24 protein-coding genes are annotated in these 24262 nt (G+C 67.6%); 6 read left to right on the top strand and 18 right to left on the bottom strand.

Features of this window, described 5'->3' with window-relative positions; all coding sequences use genetic code 11:
- Positions 1–41 precede the first annotated feature (41 nt).
- Entirely contained in the window at positions 42–1097 is a 1056-nt protein-coding gene (locus tag AC6LKD_RS25980) for an aldo/keto reductase (protein ID WP_498117856.1), read from the top strand.
- Positions 1098–1104: 7 nt separating this feature from the next.
- Here the strand turns inward: AC6LKD_RS25980 and lnt are convergent, their stop codons facing one another.
- From lnt to miaB, 5 genes are all read right to left on the bottom strand, one after another.
- Positions 1105–2733, bottom strand: coding sequence for an apolipoprotein N-acyltransferase (gene lnt / locus AC6LKD_RS25975; RefSeq protein ID WP_498117855.1), 1629 nt, complete (start codon positions 2731–2733; stop codon positions 1105–1107).
- On the bottom strand, positions 2730–3617 hold the full coding sequence (locus tag AC6LKD_RS25970) for a CorC family transporter (RefSeq protein WP_492274546.1): 888 nt from the start codon (positions 3615–3617) through the stop codon (positions 2730–2732). Before AC6LKD_RS25970 ends, lnt begins: the two co-directional genes overlap by 4 nt.
- Positions 3618–3770: 153 nt before the next feature.
- Positions 3771–4244, bottom strand: a complete 474-nt coding sequence (ybeY, locus tag AC6LKD_RS25965; RefSeq protein ID WP_498117854.1) for an rRNA maturation RNase YbeY — start codon at positions 4242–4244, stop codon at positions 3771–3773.
- The gene (locus AC6LKD_RS25960; RefSeq protein ID WP_013395771.1) at positions 4234–5259 is read right to left on the bottom strand and encodes a PhoH family protein; all 1026 of its coding nucleotides are present in this window, start codon (positions 5257–5259) and stop codon (positions 4234–4236) included. Before AC6LKD_RS25960 ends, ybeY begins: the two co-directional genes overlap by 11 nt.
- Entirely contained in the window at positions 5256–6689 is a 1434-nt protein-coding gene (gene miaB, locus AC6LKD_RS25955; RefSeq protein ID WP_492274548.1) for a tRNA (N6-isopentenyl adenosine(37)-C2)-methylthiotransferase MiaB, read from the bottom strand. The genes AC6LKD_RS25960 and miaB overlap by 4 nt, the downstream gene beginning before the upstream one ends.
- Before the next feature lie 169 nt (positions 6690–6858).
- On the opposite strand from miaB, the gene AC6LKD_RS25950 reads away from it, so the two are divergent.
- Positions 6859–7620, top strand: coding sequence for a phosphatase PAP2 family protein (locus tag AC6LKD_RS25950; RefSeq protein ID WP_013395769.1), 762 nt, complete (start codon positions 6859–6861; stop codon positions 7618–7620).
- Positions 7621–8170: 550 nt separating this feature from the next.
- Here AC6LKD_RS25950 and AC6LKD_RS25945 read toward each other — a convergent pair.
- The 5 genes from AC6LKD_RS25945 to AC6LKD_RS25925 all read right to left on the bottom strand — a co-directional run bounded on the left by AC6LKD_RS25945 (position 8171) and on the right by AC6LKD_RS25925 (position 10997).
- Positions 8171–8881 (bottom strand): alanyl-tRNA editing protein, encoded by a 711-nt coding sequence (locus AC6LKD_RS25945; RefSeq protein ID WP_013395768.1) that lies wholly within the window; start codon positions 8879–8881, stop codon positions 8171–8173.
- Between the two features lie 35 nt (positions 8882–8916).
- A complete protein-coding gene (locus tag AC6LKD_RS25940; RefSeq protein ID WP_498117853.1) occupies positions 8917–9594 on the bottom strand; it encodes a VOC family protein in 678 nt (225 codons plus the stop codon).
- 82 nt (positions 9595–9676) lie between these two features.
- Entirely contained in the window at positions 9677–10282 is a 606-nt protein-coding gene (locus AC6LKD_RS25935; protein WP_498117852.1) for an ATP-dependent Clp protease proteolytic subunit, read from the bottom strand.
- Between the two features lie 44 nt (positions 10283–10326).
- Positions 10327–10686, bottom strand: a complete 360-nt coding sequence (locus AC6LKD_RS25930) for an SRPBCC family protein (protein ID WP_498117851.1) — start codon at positions 10684–10686, stop codon at positions 10327–10329.
- Positions 10683–10997 (bottom strand): ArsR/SmtB family transcription factor, encoded by a 315-nt coding sequence (locus AC6LKD_RS25925; RefSeq protein ID WP_059380234.1) that lies wholly within the window; start codon positions 10995–10997, stop codon positions 10683–10685. Before AC6LKD_RS25925 ends, AC6LKD_RS25930 begins: the two co-directional genes overlap by 4 nt.
- A 119-nt stretch (positions 10998–11116) precedes the next feature.
- Here AC6LKD_RS25925 and AC6LKD_RS25920 point away from each other — a divergent pair, with 119 nt between their 5' ends.
- Entirely contained in the window at positions 11117–11452 is a 336-nt protein-coding gene (locus AC6LKD_RS25920) for a hypothetical protein (RefSeq protein WP_498117850.1), read from the top strand.
- 43 nt (positions 11453–11495) lie between these two features.
- Here AC6LKD_RS25920 and secF read toward each other — a convergent pair whose 3' ends face one another.
- The 6 genes from secF to AC6LKD_RS25890 form a co-directional block, all read right to left on the bottom strand.
- Positions 11496–12431, bottom strand: coding sequence for a protein translocase subunit SecF (gene secF / locus AC6LKD_RS25915; protein ID WP_498117849.1), 936 nt, complete (start codon positions 12429–12431; stop codon positions 11496–11498).
- 53 nt (positions 12432–12484) lie between these two features.
- Entirely contained in the window at positions 12485–14365 is a 1881-nt protein-coding gene (gene secD, locus AC6LKD_RS25910) for a protein translocase subunit SecD (protein WP_013395763.1), read from the bottom strand.
- 110 nt (positions 14366–14475) lie between these two features.
- A complete protein-coding gene (gene yajC, locus AC6LKD_RS25905; protein ID WP_013395762.1) occupies positions 14476–14817 on the bottom strand; it encodes a preprotein translocase subunit YajC in 342 nt (113 codons plus the stop codon).
- Positions 14818–14931: 114 nt separating this feature from the next.
- A complete protein-coding gene (gene tgt, locus AC6LKD_RS25900) occupies positions 14932–16068 on the bottom strand; it encodes a tRNA guanosine(34) transglycosylase Tgt (RefSeq protein ID WP_207465597.1) in 1137 nt (378 codons plus the stop codon).
- Entirely contained in the window at positions 16065–17123 is a 1059-nt protein-coding gene (gene queA / locus AC6LKD_RS25895) for a tRNA preQ1(34) S-adenosylmethionine ribosyltransferase-isomerase QueA (RefSeq protein ID WP_013395752.1), read from the bottom strand. The genes tgt and queA overlap by 4 nt, the downstream gene beginning before the upstream one ends.
- Before the next feature lie 136 nt (positions 17124–17259).
- Positions 17260–18075, bottom strand: coding sequence for an IclR family transcriptional regulator (locus AC6LKD_RS25890; RefSeq protein WP_498117848.1), 816 nt, complete (start codon positions 18073–18075; stop codon positions 17260–17262).
- Between the two features lie 235 nt (positions 18076–18310).
- On the opposite strand from AC6LKD_RS25890, the gene AC6LKD_RS25885 reads away from it, so the two are divergent.
- The 3 genes from AC6LKD_RS25885 to upp all read left to right on the top strand — a co-directional run bounded on the left by AC6LKD_RS25885 (position 18311) and on the right by upp (position 21851).
- Positions 18311–19468, top strand: a complete 1158-nt coding sequence (locus tag AC6LKD_RS25885) for an ABC transporter substrate-binding protein (RefSeq protein ID WP_498117847.1) — start codon at positions 18311–18313, stop codon at positions 19466–19468.
- A gap of 110 nt (positions 19469–19578) precedes the next feature.
- On the top strand, positions 19579–21027 hold the full coding sequence (dacB, locus tag AC6LKD_RS25880) for a D-alanyl-D-alanine carboxypeptidase/D-alanyl-D-alanine endopeptidase (RefSeq protein WP_041654257.1): 1449 nt from the start codon (positions 19579–19581) through the stop codon (positions 21025–21027).
- Between the two features lie 185 nt (positions 21028–21212).
- The gene (gene upp, locus AC6LKD_RS25875; protein WP_013395748.1) at positions 21213–21851 is read left to right on the top strand and encodes a uracil phosphoribosyltransferase; all 639 of its coding nucleotides are present in this window, start codon (positions 21213–21215) and stop codon (positions 21849–21851) included.
- 90 nt (positions 21852–21941) lie between these two features.
- Here upp and cysG read toward each other — a convergent pair whose 3' ends face one another.
- Positions 21942–23357: a siroheme synthase CysG gene (gene cysG, locus AC6LKD_RS25870; protein ID WP_498117846.1), complete on the bottom strand. Its 1416-nt coding sequence runs from the start codon at positions 23355–23357 to the stop codon at positions 21942–21944.
- A gap of 103 nt (positions 23358–23460) precedes the next feature.
- Entirely contained in the window at positions 23461–24045 is a 585-nt protein-coding gene (locus AC6LKD_RS25865; RefSeq protein ID WP_013395746.1) for an ANTAR domain-containing response regulator, read from the bottom strand.
- Positions 24046–24262: the final 217 nt, after the last annotated feature.

The following is a 24262-nucleotide window of genomic DNA, read 5'->3' as shown; positions in this document are numbered from 1 at the left end:
GGAAAATTTTCCATGCCGAATCGGCGCACACGGACATCGCCATGAGCAACAAGACTTCGTTTCCCACGCGGCCGCTGGGGCAGAGCGGCATGGACATCACCCGCATCGGGCTGGGCGCGTGGGCCATCGGCGGCAACGGCTGGGCGGTGGGCTGGGGACCGCAGGACGACGCCGATTCGGTGGCTGCGATTCGCCGCGCGGTCGAGCGTGGCATCAACTGGATCGACACCGCGGCGGTTTACGGGCTGGGACATTCCGAGGAGATCGTGCGCCGCGCGCTGGCGCAGATGACGCCGGACGCGCGGCCCTATGTCTTTACCAAATGCGGCCTGACCTGGTCAGCGGAGCAGCCGCAGGCGATGCCGCGGCGTACCGGCGCGCCGGCCAGCATCCGGCGCGAAATCGAGGATTCGTTGCGCCGGCTGGGCGTGGAGCGCATCGATCTCTACCAGATGCACTGGCCGGCGGGCGACGGCACGCCCCTGGAGGTGTACTGGCAGGAATTGCTGGACCTGAAACAGGAGGGCAAGGTCAGGGCGGTGGGCCTGTCGAACCACAATCTTGCGCAATTGCAGCAGGCCGAAGCCCTGGGCCACGTGGATACGCTGCAACCGCCGTTCTCGGCCATCCAGCGGGCGGCTGGCGCGGACCTGATTCCTTCCTGCGAGAGGAACGGCACGGGCGTGATCGTCTACAGCCCGATGCAGTCCGGCCTGTTGACCGGCGGCTTCAGCGTGGCGCGCGCCCGCGCCTTGCCGGCGGATGACTGGCGCGCGCGCAACGCGGAATTCACCTCGCCCGGCATCGAGCGCAACCTGGCGCTAGCCGATGCGTTCAAGCCCATCGCCGAACGCCATGGCGCCACGGTCGCGGCCGTGGCCGCGGGCTGGACCTTGGCCTGGCCGGGCGTGACGGGTGCCATCGTCGGCGCCCGCAGCGCGGCTCAGGTGGATGGATTGCTGGGCGCGGCGTCGCTGGAGCTGGACGCGGAGGACATGGACGCCATCGCGGACGCGATCGAGCGCACGGGGGCAGGAGCCGGACCGCTGCGCCCGCCCGAGGAGAGCGGCGCGCTGCCGGTCAATCTGTTCGCCTGAGGCGGCTTCAGCCGCGGCGCGTCTTGCGGCCGCTGCCGAACGCGGCAATCAGCGCCAGGCCGATCAGGGCCAGCGCGGTCTTGTCGCCAAAGCGCGCATAGGGCGTCAGCCCCGTCATGCCTTGCACGGCCACCGGCAGGACGCCGGCTTGCAGCGGCGCGAGTTGGGCCGCCACGTGGCCCTTTGCGTCGATGGCGGCGGTAATGCCGGTGTTGGTGGCGGTCAGCATGGGACGCGCCGTTTCCATGGTGCGCAGGCGGCCGATCTGCAGATGCTGGCGCAAGGCCCAGGAATCGCCGAACCAGCCCAGGTTGCTGACGTTCACCAGTATCGTCGCGCCCGGTTCGCCATTGGGGCCGGGCTGCAGCGCGGGCAGCAGGTCCGGTCCGAACAGGTCTTCGTAGCAGATGTTGAACGCGACGTGCTGGCCGCCGACCGCGAAGGGCGTCTGGCGCACCGCGCCGCGGTCGAAGTCGCCCAGCGGAATGTTCAGCATGTCCACGAACCAGTGGAAGCCGGGCGGCACGTACTCGCCCCAGGGCACCAGGTGGCGCTTGTCGTAGCGCATGGCGGTGTTGCCGGCCACGAGCTGCTCGACTGGCGTATTGCCGTCAAAGCCCATGACGCTGTTGGTGTAGCGGTCGCGGCCGTTGACGCGGTCGTGCAGCGGCACGCCCATGGCGATGGTCGTATTGCGCTGCGCCGCCAGGTCGCGCCAGACTGCCCAGGCGCGCGGATCGAGCTGGTCCTGGAAGATCGGCAGCACGGTTTCCGGCAGGATGATCAGTTGCGGCGCGGGCACGCCCGGCGCCGGCGGCATCGCCGCCAGGTCCAGGTGGCGCGTCAGGCTCTGGTCGAGCAGGGCGGGGTCGAATTTCTGGGATTGTCCGATGTTGCCCTGGACCAGGCGCACGTTCAGCGGATCGCCGGACGGCGTGGACCAGTCGATGCGGGACAGCGGCCAGCCGGCAGCCGCCAGGGCCAGCGCGATGCCGGCAGCCAGGGCGTGGCGCGAGCCGGCGCCGGCCCGGCGCGAGGGCTGCCACAGGCTAGCCAGGGCCGCGGCGACGAAGGCGGCCAGGAAGGCCATGCCATGCACGCCGAGCAACGGTGCCCAGCCCGCGATGGGACTGTCGACCTGCGCATAGCCGATGTTGAGCCAGGGAAAGCCCGTCAGCAGCACCGCGCGCAGCCATTCGAACGCGGCCCACATCGCGGCCCAGGCCAGCGTGCCTGACAGGAGGCGGGCAGGCGGAGAATCCGGTAGCAGCGGCGCGTAGCGGCGCGCCAGCGCGCTGGCGGTGGCCGGGAACAGGGCCAGGAAGGCCGACAGCGCCAGCACTGCGGCCACGGCCAGAGGCGCGGCCAGATCGCCGTAGCGGTGCAGGCTGATGAAGATCCAGTACAAGCCCAGCGCATAGCTGGCGAAGCCGAACAGCCAGCCGCGCAGCCAGGCCTGTTTCGCGGAAGGCGCATACAAGGTGACGCGCGCGGCGATGGCCAGCATCAGGACCTGGGTGACCGCCAGCGCCCAATCTGGCAAGGGCCCGGGCGAGAAAGTCAGGGCGTGCACGGCGCCTGCCAGCACCAGGCCGGCGGCGCCGCGCAGGTAACGGCTGCGCGGGGACTGGGTCATTCGTCGGAAGAGGGTGAGGCTTGAGGCGCGGCGTTGCGCTTGACGCGCAGCCAGATGGCGCGACGCGCGTCGCCGCGGGCCACTTCCAGGCGCAGGCCGTCGAACTCGGCGATGTCGCCGCGGCGCGGGATGCGGCCCAGCTGTCCGCCCATCCAGCCGCCGACGCTGTCGTACTCGTCGTCGGGCAGTTGGCAGCCGAACACTTCGTTGAAGTGCGAGATGTCGGTGGCCGCCAGGACGCGCCACTGGTTCTCGCCTTCGGGGAAGATGGAGTCTTCCTCGGTTTCGTCGAATTCGTCTTCGATGTCGCCGACGATCTGTTCCAGCACGTCTTCCATCGTGACCAGGCCGGAAATGCCGCCATGCTCATCGATGACGATGGCCTGGTGGTTGCGGCTGGCGCGGAACTCGTGCAGCAGCACGTTCAGGCGCTTGGATTCGGGGATGAAGACGGCGGGCCGCACCAGCGTGCGCACTTCGATGCCGGGTTCCAGCATGCAGCGCAGCAGATCCTTGGCCAGCAGGATGCCGATGATGTTGTCGCGGTCGCCCTCGTACACGGGGAAGCGCGAGTGGGCGGTCTCGATGACCGAGGCCACCAGGTAGGGGATGGGCTGCGTGACGTCCAGCAGATCCATGCGCGAACGCGGGACCATGATGTCGCCGACAGTGCCTTCGGACACGGCGAGCGCGCCCTTGATCATCTTGTAGGATTCCGCGTCTAGCAACTGGCGTTCGTGCGCGGCTTCCAGCACGGCCTTGATGCCTTCGCGGTCCTCGGGCTGGCGGCGCACGAGGGAAAGCAGGCGGTCTAGAAGGGATTTGGTGGCGGGTTTGGCTGAGCGAGCAGAAGTCGCTTCGGGAGCAGGGTAAGGGTCAGACATCGTCCGGGAGGACAAGTTATGGAGGGGCCAGCATAACCGATACTGGCCTGCAATTTGTAACGGCGGCCCCTTAAATGAAGGGATCCGCCGCCATCTGCGCCTTGCAGGCCGCCATTTTTCGGTAATTTCTCAGGGTTGACCCCAGTCCCCGTGTCAGGCCGCGACGTAAGGATCGGCGATGCGCATGGCGGCCAGCGTGGCGGTCTCCAGGGCTTCCATGCGCTTGGCGTCGCGGGCCTTGATGTGATCGTAGCCCAGCGCGTGCAGCACGCCGTGGATGGTGAGGTGGGCGGCGTGGTCCAGCAGCGCCTTGCGCTGTTCGCGGGCCTCGCGCACCAGCACCGGCACGCACATGACGATGTCGCCGCGCGCAACCCCCAGCGGATCCACCCCGTACTCGAAGGTCAGCACATTGGTGGCGTAGTCGCGGCCGCGGAAGTCGCGGTTCAGGCGCCGGCCCTCGGCCGCGCCGACCAGCCGCAGGCTCAGCTCCGCGGCCGAGAACGCGACCAGGCCGTCCTCGGCTGCGGCCGCCAGCGCGCGCTCGGCCCAGCGGCGCAGGCGCCAGCGGGGCAGGCGGGCTTCCTCGACGCCGTACTGTACGGACAGGGACAGTTCAGGCTTCATCTTCGGAGGCGCGGTCGTAGGCGTCGACGATGCGCGCGACCAGCGGGTGGCGCACGACGTCTCGGCTGGTGAATCGGGTGGTGGCGATGCCCTGCACTTCGTGCAGCACCTTCACCGCATGCGCCAGGCCGCTGTCCTGGCCGCGCGGCAGGTCCACCTGCGACGGGTCGCCGGTGATGACGGCCTTGCTGCCGAAGCCGATCCGCGTCAGGAACATCTTCATCTGTTCCGGCGTGGTGTTCTGCGCTTCGTCCAGGATGACGAAGGCGTGGTTGAGCGTGCGGCCGCGCATATAGGCCAGCGGCGCGATCTCGATGGTCTGCTTTTCGAACAGGCGCTGCACCTTCTCGAAGCCCATCAGGTCGTAGAGCGCGTCGTACAGCGGGCGCAGGTACGGGTCGACCTTCTGCGCCAGGTCGCCGGGCAGGAAGCCCAGGCGTTCGCCGGCCTCGACCGCCGGGCGCGTCAGCACCAGGCGCTGCACGGTGTCGCGCTCCATCGCGTCGATAGCGCAGGCCACGGCCAGCCAGGTCTTGCCGGTGCCGGCGGGGCCGACGCCGAAGGTGATGTCGTGCTTGAGGATGTTGTTCAGGTAGTCGCGCTGGCGCGGCGTGCGCGGACGCAGGTCGCTGCGCTTGGTGCGCAGGGCGATGCTGTCGCTTTCGTCGTCCAGGGCGGGCAGCGGGTCCGCCTCGCGGGCCTGCTCTTCCTTCAATTCCTGTTCCTGCCGGCCGACGCCGATCTCGACCAGCCCGAGCTGGATATCGTCGACCGACAGGGCGCGGTGCACGGCCTGCTCATGGAAGCGGCGTAGCACCCGGCTGGCCAGCTCCGCCAGCTCGCCTTCGATGGTGACGCGGCTGCCGCGGCGCGAGAGCTTGACGTTCATGCCGTCGGCCAGCTGCCGCAGGTTCTCGTCCAGCGGGCCGCAGAGGTTGGCCAGATGGGTGTTGTCGCCGTCCAGGGTGACGACGATGGGCATGCTGCGGCGGGCGCGGGAGCGGGGAGTGGTCATTCGGCCTCTTGGGGGGTACGGTCCACGTCGGCGACCCGGGCGCGCAGCGAGTTGGTGTGCGCTTCGGTGATGATGACGTCGACCATTTGTCCGATGAGCCGCGCGGGCGCGGCGAAGTTCACGATGCGGTTGTTCTCGGTGCGGCCCATCAGTTCGTTCGGGTCGCGGCGCGAGGGGCCTTCCACCAGCAGGCGCTGGCGCGTGCCGATCATGTTGCGGGCGATCGTGGCCGCCTGCTCGTTGATCAGCGCTTGCAGGCGTTGCAGGCGGCGCAGCTTCACGTCCTGCGGCGTGTCGTCATGCAGGTCGGCGGCGGGCGTGCCCGGGCGGCGCGAATACACGAACGAGAACGAGGTGTCGAAGCCGACGTCCTCGATCAGCTTCATGGTCTTTTCGAAGTCTTCCTCGGTTTCGCCGGGAAAGCCGACGATGAAGTCCGAGGACAGGGTCAGGTCGGGGCGCGCGGCGCGCAGGCGGCGCACCACCGATTTGAATTCCAGGGTGGTGTAGCCGCGCTTCATGCCGGCCAGCACGCGGTCGCTGCCGGCCTGCACCGGCAGGTGCAGGAAGGACACCAGCTTGGGCAGGCGGGCGTAGGCGTCCACCATGCGCTGGGTCATTTCCTTGGGGTGCGAGGTGGTGTAGCGGATGCGCTCGATGCCGGGGATTTCGTGCACGTACTCCAGCAGCATGGCGAAGTCGGCGATCTCGTCGCTGTCCGTCATGCGGCCGCGGTAGGCGTTGACGTTCTGGCCCAGCAGCGTCACTTCCTTCACGCCCTGGTCGGCCAGGTCGGCGACTTCCACCAGCACGTCCTCGAAGGGGCGCGAGACTTCCTCGCCGCGCGTATAGGGCACGACGCAGAAGCTGCAGTACTTGCTACAGCCTTCCATGATGGAGACGAACGCCGTGGCGCCTTCCACGCGCGGCGGCGGCATGTTGTCGAACTTTTCGATCTCGGGGAAGCTGATGTCCACCTGCGAACGGCCTTCGTCGCGGCGGCGCTTGATCAGGTCCGGCAGGCGGTGCAGCGTCTGCGGGCCGAACACCACGTCGACGTAGGGCGCGCGCTTGACGATGGCCTCGCCTTCCTGGCTGGCCACGCAGCCGCCCACGCCGATCACCAGGTTGGGATTGGTTTTCTTCAGGTGCTGCACCCGGCCCAGGTCCGAGAAGACCTTTTCCTGCGCCTTCTCGCGCACCGAACAGGTGTTGAACAGGATGACGTCGGCGTCTTCCGGGTTGTCGGTGAGTTCCAGGCCCTGGTCGCCGCGCAGTACGTCGGCCATCTTGTCCGAGTCGTACTCGTTCATCTGGCAGCCGAAGGTGCGGATGTACAGCTTGCGGGGGGAGCCGGCCTGGGCGGCGGGGAGGGCGGCGCTGGCGCCGTCGTGCGCGGCGTCGGCGCGCTTGAGAGTGGTTTCTTGCATGATGGTCGCCGTGACGGGTGTAGATCCCGGGGGCAGAAAGGTAGGAAACCCGGGATTTTAACCCTTGCCCGAATTTGCTTCTTGGTCTGGCGCGTCCAGGCCGTTACGATAGCGTGCTGGGCCGATTCCGGGGTCCAGGAACATTTCTCATTTCCCTGTAGCGGTACCGATGAACACCAATCCCCTGACGCCTTCGGCGGCCGCTCCCGTGACCGACGCCGTGGCGGGCCCCGGGCCCGATCAGTTCCGCAATCCGTTTTCCGCGCTGACCTGGGTGCTGCTGGGCTGCGCCCTGGCGCTGGCCGCCAGCGCCTGCGCGCTGTGGGTGGACCTGCCGCTGGCGGTGTGGATCAAGCAGTCGGTCTCCGAGGGCGTGAACGAATCCTTCGAATGGATCGGCGAGCTCGGCGAAAGCGGCCCCTATATCGGCGTGGCGCTGGCCTTCTATGTGATAGGGCTGGTCGGCCTGGCGCGCGGCTGGCGCAACCCGGTGCGCATGAGCTACGCCAGCATGGCGCGCGGCAGCCTGCTGATGTTGTCGACGATGGCGGTGGGCGGGCTGGTGGTGCTGGTGCTTAAGCGTTCGGTGGCGCGGGCGCGTCCCGAGCTGTTCTTCGAGAAGGGCATCTACGGGCTGGGCGAGTCGTTCTCGCGCGTGCAGCTCTACAACTCCTTTCCCTCCAGCCACACCTATGCGGCGTTCGCCGTGGCGGTGACGCTAGGAATCCTGGCGCCGCGCTGGCGCTGGGTCTTCCTGCTGCTGGCGGTGCTGGTGGCCATGAGCCGGCTGGTCAATCTGGACCACTATCTGTCCGATGTGATGACGGCCGCGGGCATCGCGGTGCTGGTCGGGCATGTGTTGGCGCCCCGGGTGTTGGGCGCCGAATATCAGTGGCCCCTGCGCGCGCCTTGGCGCTGGTGGAAAAAGTAAGGGTTGCTGTTGCTGGCGTTGGCTTGTGCTTCGTAGGTCGCCCGTCGGCGCGGTCGGCGTGGCGGCTCGCGCCCACGATTGCGGTCCGGAGCGTTCGCTCCGGACTGCCCCGTCGTCATCTTCGTCAAGGCCTTCGGCCTTTCCTTCAGATTCCCTCGGGCGCATCGAGGTTGCGAGCCGCCACGCCACCCGCGCCGACGGGCTACGTGCGTCTTGGCCTGTGGCGCTGCTGGAGCTGTGGTCGGGGGCGAGTCTTGGGCTGCCCGTATTAATCGGCCGCGCGGGCGGCCGATTAATACATACGTCATTGTTTTAAGTGTGATTGTGATCGCTGGCGCGAATGCGGCGATTGGTTTTCTGGTGGTGTCGCCGTCGGGGGGAGGGATGGTGGCTTGCGTATGAATATCCTCTCGCGCCCGCCACCCAGCCGTCCGCGACGACGTGCGGTCTACGAAGCGACACGGCCTTCGCCTGCAAACCCGCAAACCTGCGAAGAAGCAAAATAAGCCAGTGTCCGGAAGCCGGCCAGGGGCCGGCTCCAGACTACGCCCTACGCGAAATTCACCACGACGCGCCGGTTGGTGCGGCTCTTTTTCTCGATCTTCGTAACGATCACCGCGCCGATCTCGCCAGTGTTGGCCACGTGCGTGCCACCACAGGGCTGGCGATCCACGCCCGGGATTTCGACGATGCGTATGCTGGCGGTGCCGGCCGGGGGCGCTGCGCCCACGGTGCGCACCAGGTCGGGTTCGGCCGCCAGTTGCTCGGGCGTGATGCAGTTGATGCTGACGCCGGTGCGGGCCTCGATCAAGGCGTTCAGGCGTTCGGTCAGGTCGGCCTTGTCCAGCGTGGACTCGGGCAGGTCGAAATCGACGCGCGCCGAGTCGGGTGAAATGCTGCAGCCGGTCACGGGCGCGGGCACCAGCGCGCCCAACAGGTGCAGGCAGGTATGCAGGCGCATGAGCCGGTGGCGCCGCGGCCAATCGATGGCCACCGAGACGCGGTCGCCTACTTGCGGCGTCATCCCGCCTTCCAGCACATGCAAGATGCGCTGGCGGTCGTCGGCATACACGGTGTCGGTCAGCGCCAGCGCGCGGCCGTCGGCCAGCGTCAGCGTGCCGCTGTCGCCCGCCTGGCCGCCGCTGCGCGCGTAGCAGACGGTCTCGTCCAGTTCGACGCCTTCGGGGCTGACCGCGATCACGGTGGCGTCGCATCGGTCCAGGTAAGGGTCTTCGTCGAATCGCTTGCGGGTGGCATGCATGTACAGGTCTCCGGATGTTTTTTGATGGGGCGGATTCAGGCCAGGATCTTCAGGCCGCCGGCCGTTTCTATCTGCGCGCTCAGGCGCGGCGGGCCGTCGGCCTGTTCCACCTGGATCAGGTGCTCGGCGCCCAGCCACGCCAAGCCCTGGCGCAGCAGTCCAGCCTGGGGATGGCTGCCGGACAATTGCTTGAGGACCAGGTCCTGGGGCGGCAGGCTGACGCCGGGATAATTCTCGACGTCCCACTGGATCAGCGTGGGCAGCAGGCCGTCGCCGGCCGCGTGGCCGGCTTCGCGCCACGCGGGCAGGCTGCCGTCGTCGGGCACCGTCAGCCGCCAGCGCAACTGCCCGCGTTCCATAGGGATGGCGGGAGGGATGCGCGCGGGATGTTCGGCCTGCATGAGGGTCAGGTCCAGCGGCGTCTCCACCCGAGCCGCCCAATGCGCCAGGTAGGGCCCCTGGGCGATGCGGGCGCGGACTGCGTCCTGATCCAGTCCGAACCAGCGCGGCCGCGCTGGCGCCGGGGCCTGCGGATCGATGGCGATGACTTCGAGGTAGATGCCGCCCGCCATGCCCAGCACCCGGTTGTGGGTGCCCATGCGGGGATGCGCGCCGCCGCCCGAAGGCGCGATGCCGAGCAGTCCGGCGACGTATTCGGCGCCGCTGTCCAGGTCCGCGGCGGCGATGACGAGGTGATCGATGACAAGTTTCATGGTGTGGCTATGGTAGCGAATCCGCGCGGGTCCGTACCCGTACACAGCGACGGGGGCGGACGGTACAGTGCCCGCCCCCGTGTCAGGCGCCCAGGTCCCGGCGCTTCAGGACCCGGTCTATCAGGCCCCATTCCAGCGCTTCTTCCGCGCTCATGTAGCAGTCGCGGTCCAGCGAGCGCTCCACCTCTTCGTAGCTGCGTCCGCAGTGCTGGGCGTAGACGCGCGTGACGCGATCCTTGGTCTTGCGCATTTCCTCGGCGTGGATGAGGACGTCCGAGGCCTGGCCCTGGAAGCCGCCCAGCGGCTGATGCACGTGCACGCTGGCATTGGCCAGCGCGCATCGTTCGCCCGGTTCGCCCGCCATCAGCAGGAAAGAGCCCATGGAGCGCGCCGTGCCCATGCACAGCGTGTGCACCGGCGCGGTGATGAACTGCATGGTGTCGTACATGGCCAGGCCGCTGGTGATGACGCCGCCCGGCGAGTTGATGTAGAGGTGGATGGGCTTGGTGGGATTCTCGGATTCCAGGAACAGCAGCTGGGCGCAGACCAGCGCCGACACCGAGTCGTTGACTTCGCCGTTCAGGAAGATGATGCGGTCGCGCAGCAGCCGCGAATAGATGTCGAAGGACCGCTCGCCGCGGCCGGATTGCTCGACCACCATGGGCACGTATTGCATCACGTCCTGCATGGACGAATCTCCTGGGTTGCGATTGTCTTGCGTGCGCGCCGGGTTCAGGCGGCGCGCATGAGGAAGGGGCCGGCGTCGTTGGCGGCGGCGCGCCCGCGGCGTTCGAGCCGGGCGTCGTCCAGCGCGTGGATGATGCGCAGCAGCGTGCGGCCGTCGGCGGCAGGCCGGATCTGGAAGGTCACCAGGCTTTCGAGGAAGGGCGGTTCCTCGTCGCGCATGCGCAAGCGGATTTCGTCTGCGGGCGTCGCGTCCGCGGGTTCGGCGCTGGTCAGCGCCCGCCCGGGCAGCCATTGCTCGCGGAATTCGGGGATGCTGATGGCGCGCCAGACTTTTTCGGGCGGCGCGTCGAGTTCGTATTCGAGCACGAGGTCCTGGGGCGGGTCTTGCGGCGCGGTCGGCTTCATTGGTCCATGTCCTTGAGCAGGGCGTTCAGGGCTTCGATGCGGGCCGGCCAGTAGGCGCGGTACTTCGCCAGCCATCCGGCGATCAGCGCCAGCCCGTCGGGGTCGACTTCGTAGTTCACGAAACGGCCTTGTTTTTCCTCGCGCACCAGGCGCGCCTTGCGCAGCACGGACAGGTGCTGCGACATGGCAGGCTGGCTGATCTCCATGCCCACCCGCAGGGCGCTGGCGTTCATGCCGCCGGCGGCGAGTTTTTCGAAGATGGCGCGGCGGGTCGGATCCGCCAGGGCCTTGAAGATGTCGTTTTCGAGCATGGCGATACATTAGCGAATACTTATGTATTAATCAAGCGGAAAATGCCCGTGCGCGTCCATGAGCCGTCTGCTTGCGCGGCTGGCACAATGGCGCCGGACCTGTAGTCGGGAGCGACGCCGTGGCTTTTCTTCTTTTCCCCGCCTTGTTCGCGGCGGGCCTGCTGATCAGCCTGGCGGCCAGCGCCGTGCATGGCCGGCGCCACGGCTGGAAGGCCCCGGCCACGCGGCTGTGGCTGTTCGTGGCGGGATGCCTTGCGTTCTCGTATCTGGGCGGCCTGGCGCTGGTGATCCACGACCCGTACTTCGACGACAACGGCGTGCCGGAATTCATTCCCTGGCGTTTCCGCTGGGCTTGGGCCTGGCTCTACGCCGGTTTGCTCCAGTTCGTCCTTGTCCCCTGCGGGCTGGGCTTGCGCTTCCTGGCCAGGCGGAAAGCGGCAAGCGCCGCGCAATAAAAAACCCGCCGCAATGCGGCGGGTCTGGTCTGCGTGGAGACGATCAGGCGGCTTCGCCTTCCTCGCCTTCCTTCTTGACCGGCTTGATCAGGTCTTCGCGCTTGACGCCCAGCCACATGGCCAGGGCCGCGGCCACGAACACCGACGAGTAGATGCCGAACCAGATGCCGATGGTCAGGGCCATGGCGAAGTAGTGCAGGGTGGGGCCGCCGAAGAACAGCATGGCCAGCACCATCATCTGCGTCGAACCGTGGGTGATGATGGTCCGCGAGATGGTCTGGGTGATGGCGCTGTTGATGACTTCGTGCACGTCCGCCTTGCGGTACTTGCGGAAGTTCTCGCGGATCCGGTCCATGATGACCACGGATTCGTTCACGGAGTAGCCCAGCACCGCCAGCACGCCCGCCAGCACCGACAGCGAGAATTCCCACTGGAAGAAGGCGAAGAAGCCCAGGATGATCACCACGTCGTGCAGGTTGGCGATCACGCCGGCGACGGCGAACTTCCATTCGAAGCGGAAGCCCAGGTACACCATGATGCCGATGACCACCACCAGCAGGGCCATCAGCCCGTTGTGCAGCAGTTCCTGGCCCACCTGCGGGCCCACGAATTCGACGCGGCGCAGTTCGACGCCGGAGTCGGCGGTCTTCAGCGCGGCCATGACGGTTTCGCTCTGGGTGGCCGAGGTCTGGCCTTCCTGCAGGGGCAGGCGGATCATGACGTCGTGCGAGGTGCCGAAGTTCTGCACCTGGAAGTCGGTGTAGCCAAGCTTGGAGACCACGCCGCGCACGTTTTCAAGCTGCGCCGTCTGGGCGTAGTTGACTTCCATGACCGTGCCGCCGGTGAATTCGATCGACAGATGGAAGCCGCGCGTAAGGATGAAGAAGACAGCCGCCAGGAAAGTGACGAAGCTGATGATGTTCAGCACCAACGCGTGGCGCATGAACGGGATGGTGCGGTGAATACGGAAAAATTCCATTTTTCGCCTTAGGCTTTATCTGTGGCGGGCGGCCGGGCCGCCCGCGCTCATGTTCAGTTGGTCTTCGGTTTCCAGACTTCACCGATGGAGATCGACGTGAGCTTCTTCTTGCGGCCATACCAGAGGTTGGCCAGCGCGCGCACGCCCACCACCGACGAGAACATCGAGGTCAGGATGCCCAGGACGTGCACCACGGCGAAGCCCCGGATCGGGCCCGAACCGAAGGCCAGCAGCGCCAGGCCCACGATCAGCGTGGTGAGGTTCGAGTCGAGAATGGTGCCCCAGGCGCGTTCGAAGCCGTGATGGATGGCCTGCTGCGGACTGGCGCCCGCGCGCAGTTCCTCGCGTATCCGCTCGTTGATCAGCACGTTCGAGTCGATGGCCATGCCCAGCGTCAGCGCGATTGCCGCGATGCCCGGCAGGGTCAGCGTGGCCTGCAGCATGGACAGCAGCGCCAGCAGCAGCAGCACGTTCATGGTCAGGCCGATGGTCGAGAACACGCCAAACAGGTGGTAGTACAGGATGATGAAGACGGCGATGGCCAGGAAGCCGTACAGCGTCGAGTAGAAGCCCTTGGCGATGTTGTCCGCGCCCAGGCTCGGGCCGATGGTGCGTTCCTCGATGATGGACATGGGCGCAGCCAAGGCGCCGGCGCGCAACAGCAGCGCGGTGTCGGCGGCTTCCTCGGAGCTCATGCTGCCCGAGATCTGCACCTGGCCGCCGGCGATTTCGCCGCGGATGACCGGGGCCGTGACCACTTCGCCCTTGCCGTTTTCAAACAGCAGGATGGCCATGCGCTTGCCGATGTTGTCGCGGGTGACGTCGCGGAAGATGCGGGCGCCCTTGGAATCCAGCGTCAGGTGGACGGCGGCCTGCTGGGTCTGCGAGTCGCGGCCGGGCTGGGCGTCCTGCAGGTTTTCGCCGGTCAGGATGACCTGGCGGCGCACCAGGATGGGACGGCCGTCGCGGTCGTTGTAGCGTTCGAGACCGAACGGCACGCTGCCGCCCAGCAGCGCGGCTTGCGCGGCGGGGGTGTCGTCGACCATGCGGATTTCCAGCGTGGCGGTGCGGCCCAGCAGTTCCTTGGCCTTGGCCACGTCCTGCACGCCGGGCAGCTGGACCACGATGCGGTCGGCGCCCTGTTGCTGGATGACAGGTTCGGCCACGCCCAGTTCGTTGATGCGGTTGTGCAGCGTGTTGATGTTCTGCTTGAGCGCGGAATCCTGCACGCGGGTGACGGCGGCCGGGTTCAGGGCGGCCATCAGCAGCGGCTTGCCGTTCTCTTCGCGTTCAGTGAATTCCAGGTCGGGCAGGCGGCTGCGCAGGGTGGAAATGGCGCGGTCGCGGTCGTCCGCGTTGGCGAAGGTGGCGGCAATGGCCAGACCCGAGCGTTCGACGCCGGCCACGTTGACCTTCTGGTCGCGCAGCACCGAACGCACGTCGGCGGCCAGGGAGTCATAGCGGGCGGTCAGGGCGCCCTGCATGTCCACTTGCAGCAGGAAGTGCACGCCGCCGCGCAGGTCCAGGCCCAGGTACATGGGCTTGGGCGCGAACCAGCCCAGGGCGCGCATCCAGGCGGGCGAGGCGGGCAGCAGGTTCAGCGCGACCGTGTAGTGGGGGTCGCCGGCGACGGTGTTGAGGGATCTGTCGATGAGGTCGCGCGCCTGCAACTGCAGGTCGGTCGACGTAAAGCGGGCGCGCACGGTGCCGAGCGTGCCGTTTTGTTCGTAGTAGACCCCTTCATTGGGGATCTTGGCGTCGGTCAGGATCTGATCGACCCGGTTCAGCATGGCGGGATCGACCTTGATCGTGGCCTTGGCGCTGGAAACCTGGACGGCCGGGGACTCGCCGTAGAAGTTGGGAAGCGTGTACAGCAGGCCGATGATGACCGCGACCAGGACCGTAATGTACTTCCAGAGGGGATAGCGGTTCATTGCCGGCTACTTCATGTAAAAGTGATGAAAGGGCCGCCCGGGCGGCGAGCGCGGCGGGCGGCGGCAGGGCCATCAAGCACAAGAGCCCGATGGGGGCTCCTGTGGGACGCTTACAGGGCCTTGATGGTTCCCTTGGGCAGCACGGTCGAGACCGAGGACTTCTGCATGATCACTTCGACGGGCTTGTCGGCCAGTTCGGAGACTTCGACGGTAACGTAGCTGTCGTTGACCTTGGTGACCTTGCCGAGCATGCCGCCGGCGGTAACCACTTCGTCGCCCTTGGCCAGGGCGGCGATCAGATTGCGGTGTTCCTTCTGGCGCTTCATCTGGGGACGGATCATCAGGAAATAGAGGATCACGAACATCAGGATGATGGGCAGCATGCCCATCAGCGCGTTGCCCTCGGGGGCGGCCTGGGCCACGACGAGGCTGGCGGTATCGATAACGGACATTGAATTCTCCTGCGTTTAGTCTGTTTGGGTGTTTGTATCTAGTGTTTTTATGCGCCCATCCCCGCGCGAGCCATGGATAGGGCAAGCCGACTATTGTATATAGGTCCTGAAATTCTAATCCACCCCCCGCGCCCGGTCCGCCGCGAACTGCGCGCGCCAGGCGTCGAAGCGGCCCTCGGCGATGGCTTCGCGCATTTCCTTCATGATGGTCAGATAGAAATGCAGGTTGTGCAGGGTGTTCAGGCGCGCGCCGGTGATTTCGTTGGCGCGTTGCAGGTGGTGCAGGTAGGCCCGCGAGAAGTTCGCGCAGGTATGGCAGCCGCAGCTGGGGTCCAGCGGGCGGGTGTCGTCGCGGTGCTTGGCGTTGCGGATCTTGACGTCGCCGAAACGCGTGAACAGCCAGCCGTTGCGGGCGTTGCGGGTGGGCATGACGCAGTCGAACATGTCCACGCCGCGGCTCACGCCCTCGACCAGGTCTTCCGGCGTGCCTACGCCCATCAGGTAGCGCGGCGCCTGGGCCGGGAGCTTGGGCGTGACGTGCGCCAGGATGCGCATCATGTCTTCCTTGGGCTCGCCGACCGACAGGCCGCCGATGGCGTAGCCGTGGAAGCCGATCTCCTGCAGCCCGGCCAGGGACTCATCGCGCAGGGCTTCGTACATGCCGCCCTGGACGATGCCGAACAGGGCGTTGGGGTTTTGCAGGCGGTCGAACTCCTCGCGCGAGCGGCGCGCCCAGCGCAGCGACATGCGCATGGAGCGGGCGGCTTCTTCGACGGTGGCGGGCCGGCCGTCGATTTCATAAGGCGTGCATTCGTCGAACACCATGACGATGTCGGAATTCAGCGAGCGCTGGATGCGCATGGATTCTTCCGGCGTCAGGAACAGCCGCGCGCCGTCGATCGGCGAGGCGAACTTCACGCCTTCCTCGGTGATCTTGCGCATGCCTTGCAGGCTGAACACCTGGAAGCCGCCGGAATCCGTCAGGATGGGCTTGTCCCACTGCATGAAGCCATGCAGGCCGCCGTGCTTTTCCATGATTTCCGTGCCCGGGCGCAGCCACAGGTGGAAGGTGTTGCCCAGCACGATCTGCGAGCCGATTTCCTTCAGTTCGTGCGGCATCATGGCCTTGACGCTGCCATAGGTGCCGACTGGCATGAAGATGGGCGTCTCGACCACGCCGTGGTTCAGCGTGATGCGGCCGCGGCGGGCGCCGCCGTCGGTGGCGAGCAGTTCGAAATTCAGTCCGGTCATGGGGCGGGGGACTCGATAAACATGGCGTCGCCATAGCTGAAGAAGCGGTAGCGCTCGGCGACGGCGTGGGCGTAGGCGCGGCGTATCGGTTCTACGCCGGCCAGCGCCGACACCAGCATCAGCAGGGTCGACTGGGGCAGGTGGAAGTTGGTGACCAGGGCGTCGATGACGCGGTAGCGGTAACCGGGGGTGATGAAGAGACGGGTGTCGCCCTGGGCGGCGGCCAGCGGCAGGCCGGGGGCGGTGCGCCCTTCGGTCTGGGCGGCCGCGGATTCCAGGGCGCGCACGCTGGTGGTGCCGACGGCGATGACCCGGCCGCCGCGGCTGCGGGCGGCGGCGATCGCGTCGACCGTGGCTTGCGGCACGGTGAACCATTCGGCGTGCATGACGTGGTCGGCCAGATTGTCCACGCGCACCGGCTGGAAGGTGCCCGCGCCCACGTGCAGCGTGACGAAGGCGCGCTCGACGCCCATCGCGGCCAGGCGGTCCAGCGTGGGCTGGTCGAAATGCAGGCCGGCAGTGGGGGCCGCCACGGCGCCGGGCTCGCGGGCATAGACCGTTTGGTAGCGCTCGTCGTCGCCGGTATCGGCTTCGTGCGTGATGTAGGGCGGCAGCGGCGTCGCGCCGTGGGCATCCAGCAAGTCCAGCACGGGGCCGGGGAAGCGGATGTCGAAGAGTTCGCCTTCGCGGCCCAGCACGGTGGCGTCGAAGGCGTCGGCCAGGCGCAGCACCATGCCCGGGCCGGGCGACTTGCTGGCGCGCACGTGGGCCAGGACCCGGTCGGGCTCGGTGATACGCTCGACCAGCACCTCGATCTTGCCGCCGGTGATCTTGTGGCCGTTCAGCCGCGCCTTGATGACGCGGGTGTCATTGAAGATCAGCAGGTCTTGCGGACGCAGCAGCGCGGCCAGGTCGGCGAACTGCCGGTCATGCAGCTGGCCAGCGCCGTCCAGGTGCAGCAGGCGGCTGCCAGTGCGTTCGGCGGCGGGCGCCTGGGCGATGAGCTCGGGCGGCAGTTCGTAGTTGAAATCGGCAACGGTGAGGGACTGGGTCACGCGGCTATCCGCCCGGCAAGGGCGGCAAAAAGAGGGGCGAAAACGAGCCGGGCAGGCCCGGGGCAACCCTGTATTGTAAAGCGGCCGCAAAATCGGGGCGCCCGGGCGGGGGACGGAAGGCCGCCACGCCCGCGGTTCAGCGCGATGGGCTCCATCCCAGCCGGCGCGAACAATCCGCCGCGGCCGCGCTCAGCGCCCGCACGGGTTCGCCGTCCGGCGACAGGTCGAAGCTGCCGTGCAGCCCCAGGCTGGTGAAGGCGCCGGCCAGATGGCCTTGCGCGTCCAGCACCGGCACCGCGGCCGAGGCGATGCCATGCAGCAAGTGACCGCTGACGCTGGCGTAGCCGCGCTGGCGGGTCGCCTGCCATTGCCGGCGCAGCGCGGCGGCGGGATCGGCTGGCGGTTCGGTGGCGTCCAGCACCCGGGCGGCATTGGGGTCATGGGCGCGCAGCGCGTCCCACTCGACCAGCGCCCGCGGCAGGGCCAGGGATTCGGGCAGCCAGGCGGCGAAGACCCGACCGGTGGCGCTGTTGAGCAGCGGCAGCACCGAGCCCACCCGCACGTTGACGGTCACCGGCAGCCGCGCGTCGCGCCATTGCACGATGGTGGGGCCGTGCTGGCCCCAGACGGAAATGAATACGGTCTGGCCGATGGCGGCGCTCAGGCCGTCCAGGCTGCCGGCGGCCAGCTTCACGAAATCCACCTCGGCCAGCGCCGCCAGCCCGGTGTGCAGGGCCTGCGGGCCCAGCCGGTAGCGGGCGCTGGCCGCGTCCTGCTCTACATAACCGCGCCGCTCCAGCGACACCAGGTAGCGGTGCACCTTGGCGCGCGGCATGTCCAGGCTGCGGCCCAGTTCGGACACGGACAGGGCGCCGCCCAGTTCGGCCAGCCGGGTCAGCACGTCCAGGGCGATTTCGGCTGATTGGATCCCCGTGCTGCTATCTGTTGACATGAATTCGTCTCTTATTAGAATACGTGTATCACTAAAAAATACAGCGCCAGCCAGTCACTGGCAACGTGGAGACCAGCAATGACGCAGCCGGACCGCGCCACGAGCCTCTGCGGACAAACCCGCAGCGGGCCCCCGAGGTACCCGCCCGCCGGCTTCCCCGCCGTATAACCAGAGTTCCACGCCGTAGCGGATCGGCGCCAAGCATAAGACATCCGCGTATCCAAGGAGACTCCGCATGACCCCTAGTCGTACCCTCATGGCCGCCGCGCTGGCCGCCCTGCTGGCCGCGGGCGCCACGCCCGCGCTGGCCCAGGTGAAAATCGGCGCCACCCTGTCCACTACCGGCCCCCAGGCTTCGTTGGGCATCCCCGAACGCAACACCATCAGCCTGCTGCCCACCGAGATCGGCGGCGTCAAGGTCGAGTACGTGGTGCTGGACGACGCTTCCGACACCACCCGTGCGGTCAGCAATTCCCACAAGCTGATCTCGGAGAACAAGGTCGACCTGATCGTCGGATCTTCCACCACGCCCAACACCATGGCCATGCTGGACACCGTGGCCAGCGGAACCACGCCCGTGATCACGCTGGCCTCGTCGGCGCGGCTGATCGAGCCGGTGGACGACAAGCGCCGCTGGGTGTTCAAGACCCCGCACTCCGATTCGCTGATGGCCGAGGGCATTGCGCGCCATGCGGCGGCCAATGGCGTCAAGAAACTGGCCTTCATCGGTTTCAACAACGCGTTGGGCGAGACCTTCTGGGTGGAAATCGAGAAGGCGGCCAAAAAGCACGGCATCGAGGTGGTGGGCAAGGAAGCCTTTGCGCCCACGGATACTTCCGCCGTGGCCCAGACCCTGAAGGTGATCGGCGCGGCGCCTGACGCCGTGGTGGTCGGCGCCTCGGGCACGCCCGCTGCGATGCCGGCGCGGGCGCTGCGCGAGCGCGGCTACAAGGGCAAAATCTATTTCAACCACGGCGTGGCCAACAACGACTTCCTGCGGGTCTGTGGCGACGCCTGTGAGGGCGCCTGGGTGCCGGTGGGGCCGGTGATGGTGGCCGACCTGCTGCCGGATACCAACCCCGTCAAGTCCACCGCCCAGGCCTTCGCCAAGAAGTACGAGGCGGCCAACGGCGCGGGCACGGTGTCCCTGTTCGCCGCCTATACCTGGGACGTCGGCCTGCTGCTGCAGCAGGCCGTCCCGGTGGCGCTGAAGACCGCCAAGCCCGGCACGCCCGAGTTCCGGGCGGCGCTGCGCGATGCGCTGGAAAACGTCAAGAACCTGCCCACCGCGACCGGCGTGGTCAATATGAGTCCCACCGACCACAACGGGCTGGATGAGCGGGCGCTGGTGATGGCGACCGTCGCTTCCGGCAAGTGGCGGCTGCAGAAGTAGGGGGCATTTCGCTCCTTCGGGCGTGGCGGGAGGAAGGCCCACCACGCCGCAATCCTTCCAGGTTTTGTATGCTCTCGGTTTTGCAGGACGAGCAACCGGGTGGGCGTGGCATGACGGGACGAGCGAATATGCGTATGGGCGGGCTGAAGCGATGGCTGGCCGGCGGGCTGCTGGCCGCGGTGGCGGGGGTGGCCGGGGCGCAGGTTCCCGGCTTGCCGCCCAACGTGGTGAACGCCTGGAAGGCCAGCAAGCTGCCTGACAGCTCCCTGTCCCTGGTGGTGCAGGAGGTGGGCGGGCCGCGGCTGGTCGCGTTGAACGCCAAGGAGTCGCGCAATCCCGCCTCGGTGATGAAGCTGGTCACGACCTGGGCCGCGCTGTCCGAACTGGGGCCCAACTACGTCTGGCGCACCGAGTTCATGACGGCGCCCGGCGCGCGGCCCGACGCCAAGGGCGTGCTGAGCGGCCCGCTGTACCTGCGGGCTGGCGGCGATCCGCAATTCCTGTTGCAGGACCTGTGGGTGCTGCTGCGCGAATTGCGCCTGCGCGGCGTCAAGCAGATCAATGACCTGGTCATCGACCGCAGCATCTTCGGCCAGGTCGCGACCGACCCCGGCGCCTTCGACGGCGCCCCGGACCGGGCCTATAACGCCAGCCCGGACGCGCTGATGGTGGGCTTTGGCGCGCTGCGGCTGCTGTTCACGCCGGACCCCGCCGCCAACAAATGGGTGCCGCTGATTGATCCGCCGCTGCCGGGCCTGAAGATCGAGGGCCGCGTCGAATGGAGCGACGCCCGTTGCCCGGGCGCGCCGGTGGTGACCACCGAACCGTTGATCACCCAGCAGGGGGTGACCATCCGCGTGAACGGCAAGGTGGCCGGCTCCTGCGGCGAATTCAGCCTGTACCGCCTGGCGCTGTCGCAGCCCGACTACGCCACCGAGGTGTTCCGCATGCTCTGGAAGGAGCTGGGCGGCACCTTCAAGGGCCAGGTCCGTTCCGGCATGGTGCCGCCCGACGCAGTGGTGCTGGCCTCGCATGATTCGCCCACGCTGGCCGAGGCGATCCGCCAGATCAACAAGCGCAGCAACAACGTCATGGCGCGCACCTTGCTGCTGACCCTGGGCGCCGAGCGCGGCCGGCGGCCTGCCACCGTCTCCAGCAGCGAAACCGTGGCCAAGGAACTGCTGGCCAGGCAGGGCCTGGACATGCCCGAACTGGTCATCGACAACGGCGCCGGCCTGTCGCGCGATGCGCGGGTGTCGGCCGACAGCCTGGCGTCGATGCTGACCGTGGCCTGGAACTCGCCCGTCATGCCGGAGTACATCTCCTCTTTCGCGATCGCCGGCGTGGACGGCACGGTGCGCCGCCGCCTGAAGGGCGATGGCACGGCGGGCATGGCCCACCTGAAGACCGGCTCGCTGCGCGACGTGCGCTCCATCGCGGGCTATGTGCTGGGCGCCAGCGGCAAGCGCTACGTGGTGGTCAGCATCGTCAACCACGAACAGGCGGGCGCCGTGCGCGCCTTCGACGACGCCCTGATCGCCTGGCTTACCGAACAATAAGCATGCCTGCGCCGCGCCGGAAAAATTCTTCGGATGATCCTGCCGGCGATCAATAACAAATCCCTTCCAAACCGATTACGATCCTCAGGTGTGGCTCGACGACGGGCGACGCAAAGCGCGCCGCGCCGTCATGGTTCCGCCTGAGGCGAAAACCCTGTCTATCAATATTCTGGAGAGTTACGCACATGCCCGTGCACGAAATCCGCCATCCGCTGATCCGCCACAAGCTCGGGATCATGCGCCGCGCCGACCTCAGCACCAAGAGCTTTCGTGAGCTGTCGCAGGAAGTGGGCGCGCTGCTCACTTACGAAGCGTCCAAGGACCTGCCGCTGGCGCCCGCCACCGTCGAGGGCTGGTGTGGTTCGGTGCAGGTCGAGAAGATCGCCGGCAAGAAGGTCACCGTGGTGCCCATCCTGCGCGCCGGCATCGGCATGCTGGACGGCGTGCTCAGCCTGATTCCGGGCGCCAAGGTCAGCGTGGTGGGCGTGGCCCGCAACGAAGAAACGCTGGAAGCCCATACCTACCTGGAACGCCTGGTGGGCGAACTGGACCAGCGCCTGGCCCTGATCGTCGATCCGATGCTGGCCACCGGCGGCTCCATGGTCGCCGCGATCGACCTGCTCAAGCGCGCCGGTTGCAAGGAAATCCGCGCCCTGGTGCTGGTCGCGGCGCCGGTCGGCATCGACGCGGTGCTGGCCAAGCACCCCGACGTGCACATCTACACCGCGTCCATCGACGACGGCTTGAATGAGCACGGCTACATCATGCCTGGCCTGGGCGATGCCGGCGACCGTATCTTCGGCACCACCCAAAAGACGGAATAGCGGTCGGGGCACGGCAATGAGCCAAAACGCCAGCCGGAAGTGGCTGGCGTTTTTCATTTGGCCTGGCGAGGTCGGCCTGTGCTCACTGCGTCAGGCCGCCATGCACTCGACCCGCCCCTCCAGGTGCTGGCCGAACCACTGCAGTTGCGACGCCAATCCCGCCACCTCTCCCACGATCAAGAGCGCGGGGGAGCGGATGGCGTGCTCGGCGGCCAGCTCGGGCAGTTGCTCCAGCTTGCCGGACAGCACGCGTTGCTCGGGCCGGCTGCCGTTCTCGATCAGGGCGAAGGGCGTGTCTGGCGCGCGGCCATGGGCCAGCAGGCGGCCGGTCAGCAGATCCAGTTGCCCGACGCCCATGTAGAAAGCCAGGGTCTGCTTTTCACGGGCCAGCGCGGGCCAGTCCAGGTTGTCTTCGTCTTCGCGGCAGTGCGCGGTGATCAGGCGGACGGACTGGGCGTGTTCCCGATGCGTCAACGGGATGCCGGCGTAGGCCGCACAGGCCAGCGCGGCGGTGATGCCGGGCACTACTTCATAGCGCACGCCATGCGCGCGCAGGTACTCCAGCTCTTCTCCGCCCCGGCCGAAAATGAAGGCGTCGCCGCCCTTGAGCCGCACCACGCGACGGCCGGCGCGCGCATGTTCGACCATCAGCTTGTGGATGCGCGCCTGAGTGGCGTTGTGGTCCTCGCCGGGCAGCTTGCCGACCGATACGCGTTCCGCGTCGCGGCGCGCCAGCGACATGACCTCGCTGCTGACCAGGCGGTCGTGCAGGATGACGTCGGCTTCATTCAGCGCGCGCAGCGCTTTCAGCGTCAACAGACCGGGGTCGCCGGGTCCAGCGCCCACCAGTACCACGCTGCCGGCGTCGGGCGCACGCGGCGCCGCCAATGCCGCCACCAGCGCGGCCTCGGCCTGGGCCGGCTGTTGCTGGCGCAGGAAACCGGCCACCGGGCCGTCCAGCAGCCAGTCGTAGAAGCGGCGGCGCGCGCCCAGGTCGGGATGGCTGGCGCGGATGCGCTTGCGGTAGCTGGCGGCCAGCCCGGCCAACTGGCCCAGGGTATGGTCGAACAGCGATTCGATGCGTTCCCGGATGCGACGCGCCAGCACCGGCGCCACGCCAGACGAGGAAATCGCGACGATCACGGGTGAGCGGTCGACGATGGACGGCACCTGGAAGGACGACAGCTCAGGATCGTCCACCACGTTGCTGAAGATGCGCCGGGCGACGGCGGCCTCGGACACGGCGGCGTTGGTGTCGCGGTCATCGGTGGCGGCGACCACCAACCAGACCTCGTCGAGCCAGGCGGGATTGAAACGGCCGGACAGATGGCGAATGCGGCCTTCAGCGGCCAGGGCGGCCAGGGCGGGCGTCAGTTCCGGCGCGCCCAGCAGCACGTCGGCCGAGGCTTCCAGCAGCGCGAGCGTCTTGCGTTCGGCGACGGCGCCGCCGCCTACCACCAGGACCAGCCTGTCTTTCAGATCGGCAAAAATCGGGAAAAGCTTCATGAATGCCCGCCTCGGGCGTACCCGGCATAGTGTCGTTGGATCATAGGAAGGGGGCTTCATCCCCACAACTTTTGATTTCTTTGTTCCATATAACCAAAGCTTATTAAGTGGATTTGCCCAGCCAGGCGCTCATCTCCACGACTTCCCGGGCGACCTCGCCCAGCCGTTTCTGGCTTTGCATGGCGCGTTGGCGCAGCAGGCCGTGGGCCTCGTCCTCGGAAATCGAACGCGCCTTCATCAGGATGCCCTTGGCCTTTTCCACCCATTGGCGGTCGGCCAGGCGCAATTGCGCTTCGCGCAGCTCCTCGCGCCGCGACTTCTCCATGGCGAAGCGTTCGATCGCCACCGTCAAGAGCGGCTCGATGCGGCCGGCTGGCACGTCGCCCACCACGTAGGCCGCGACGCCGGCGCGCAAGGCGCTGCGTATGGTTTCGCGATTGCCGTTGTCGGTGAACATCACGACCGGGCGATCGCTGTGTTCGCTGGCCACGCAAACGTTCTCCAGCGTGTCCCGGCCGGGCGCGTCGCTGTCGATCAGCACCACGTCGGGCGCCGCCTGCGCAATGGCGGCGGCCAGATCCATGTCCGGCGCCATTTCGGCCACGACGCGCACGCCTGCCGCGGCGAGCGTTTGCCGCAGCGACGCCGCGTGTCCTTCGCCATCGTTGAGCAGCATGACCTTGAGCATGTGATTCCCCTCTGATGCGTCCAGTCATGCAAGTTCCATGCCACCGCGTTTTGCGGCGCAGGCCGCTGGGGCGCGCACAGCGGCGGAGCGCGGACCGCACGCGGATGGTGCGCTGCCGCAACCGGCTGCGCACCAAGTTGGTTCACGCCCTGTTTTCCGCCATCCCTGACGCCGCGGCGCAACGCCAGGCCGCGCCAGCGCAGGCGCGGCCTGGCGG

Source organism: Achromobacter sp. D7-1, assembly GCF_059760445.1.
The sequence above is the reverse complement of the archived record's forward strand: the minus strand, read 5'-3'. Positions and strand labels throughout refer to the sequence as shown.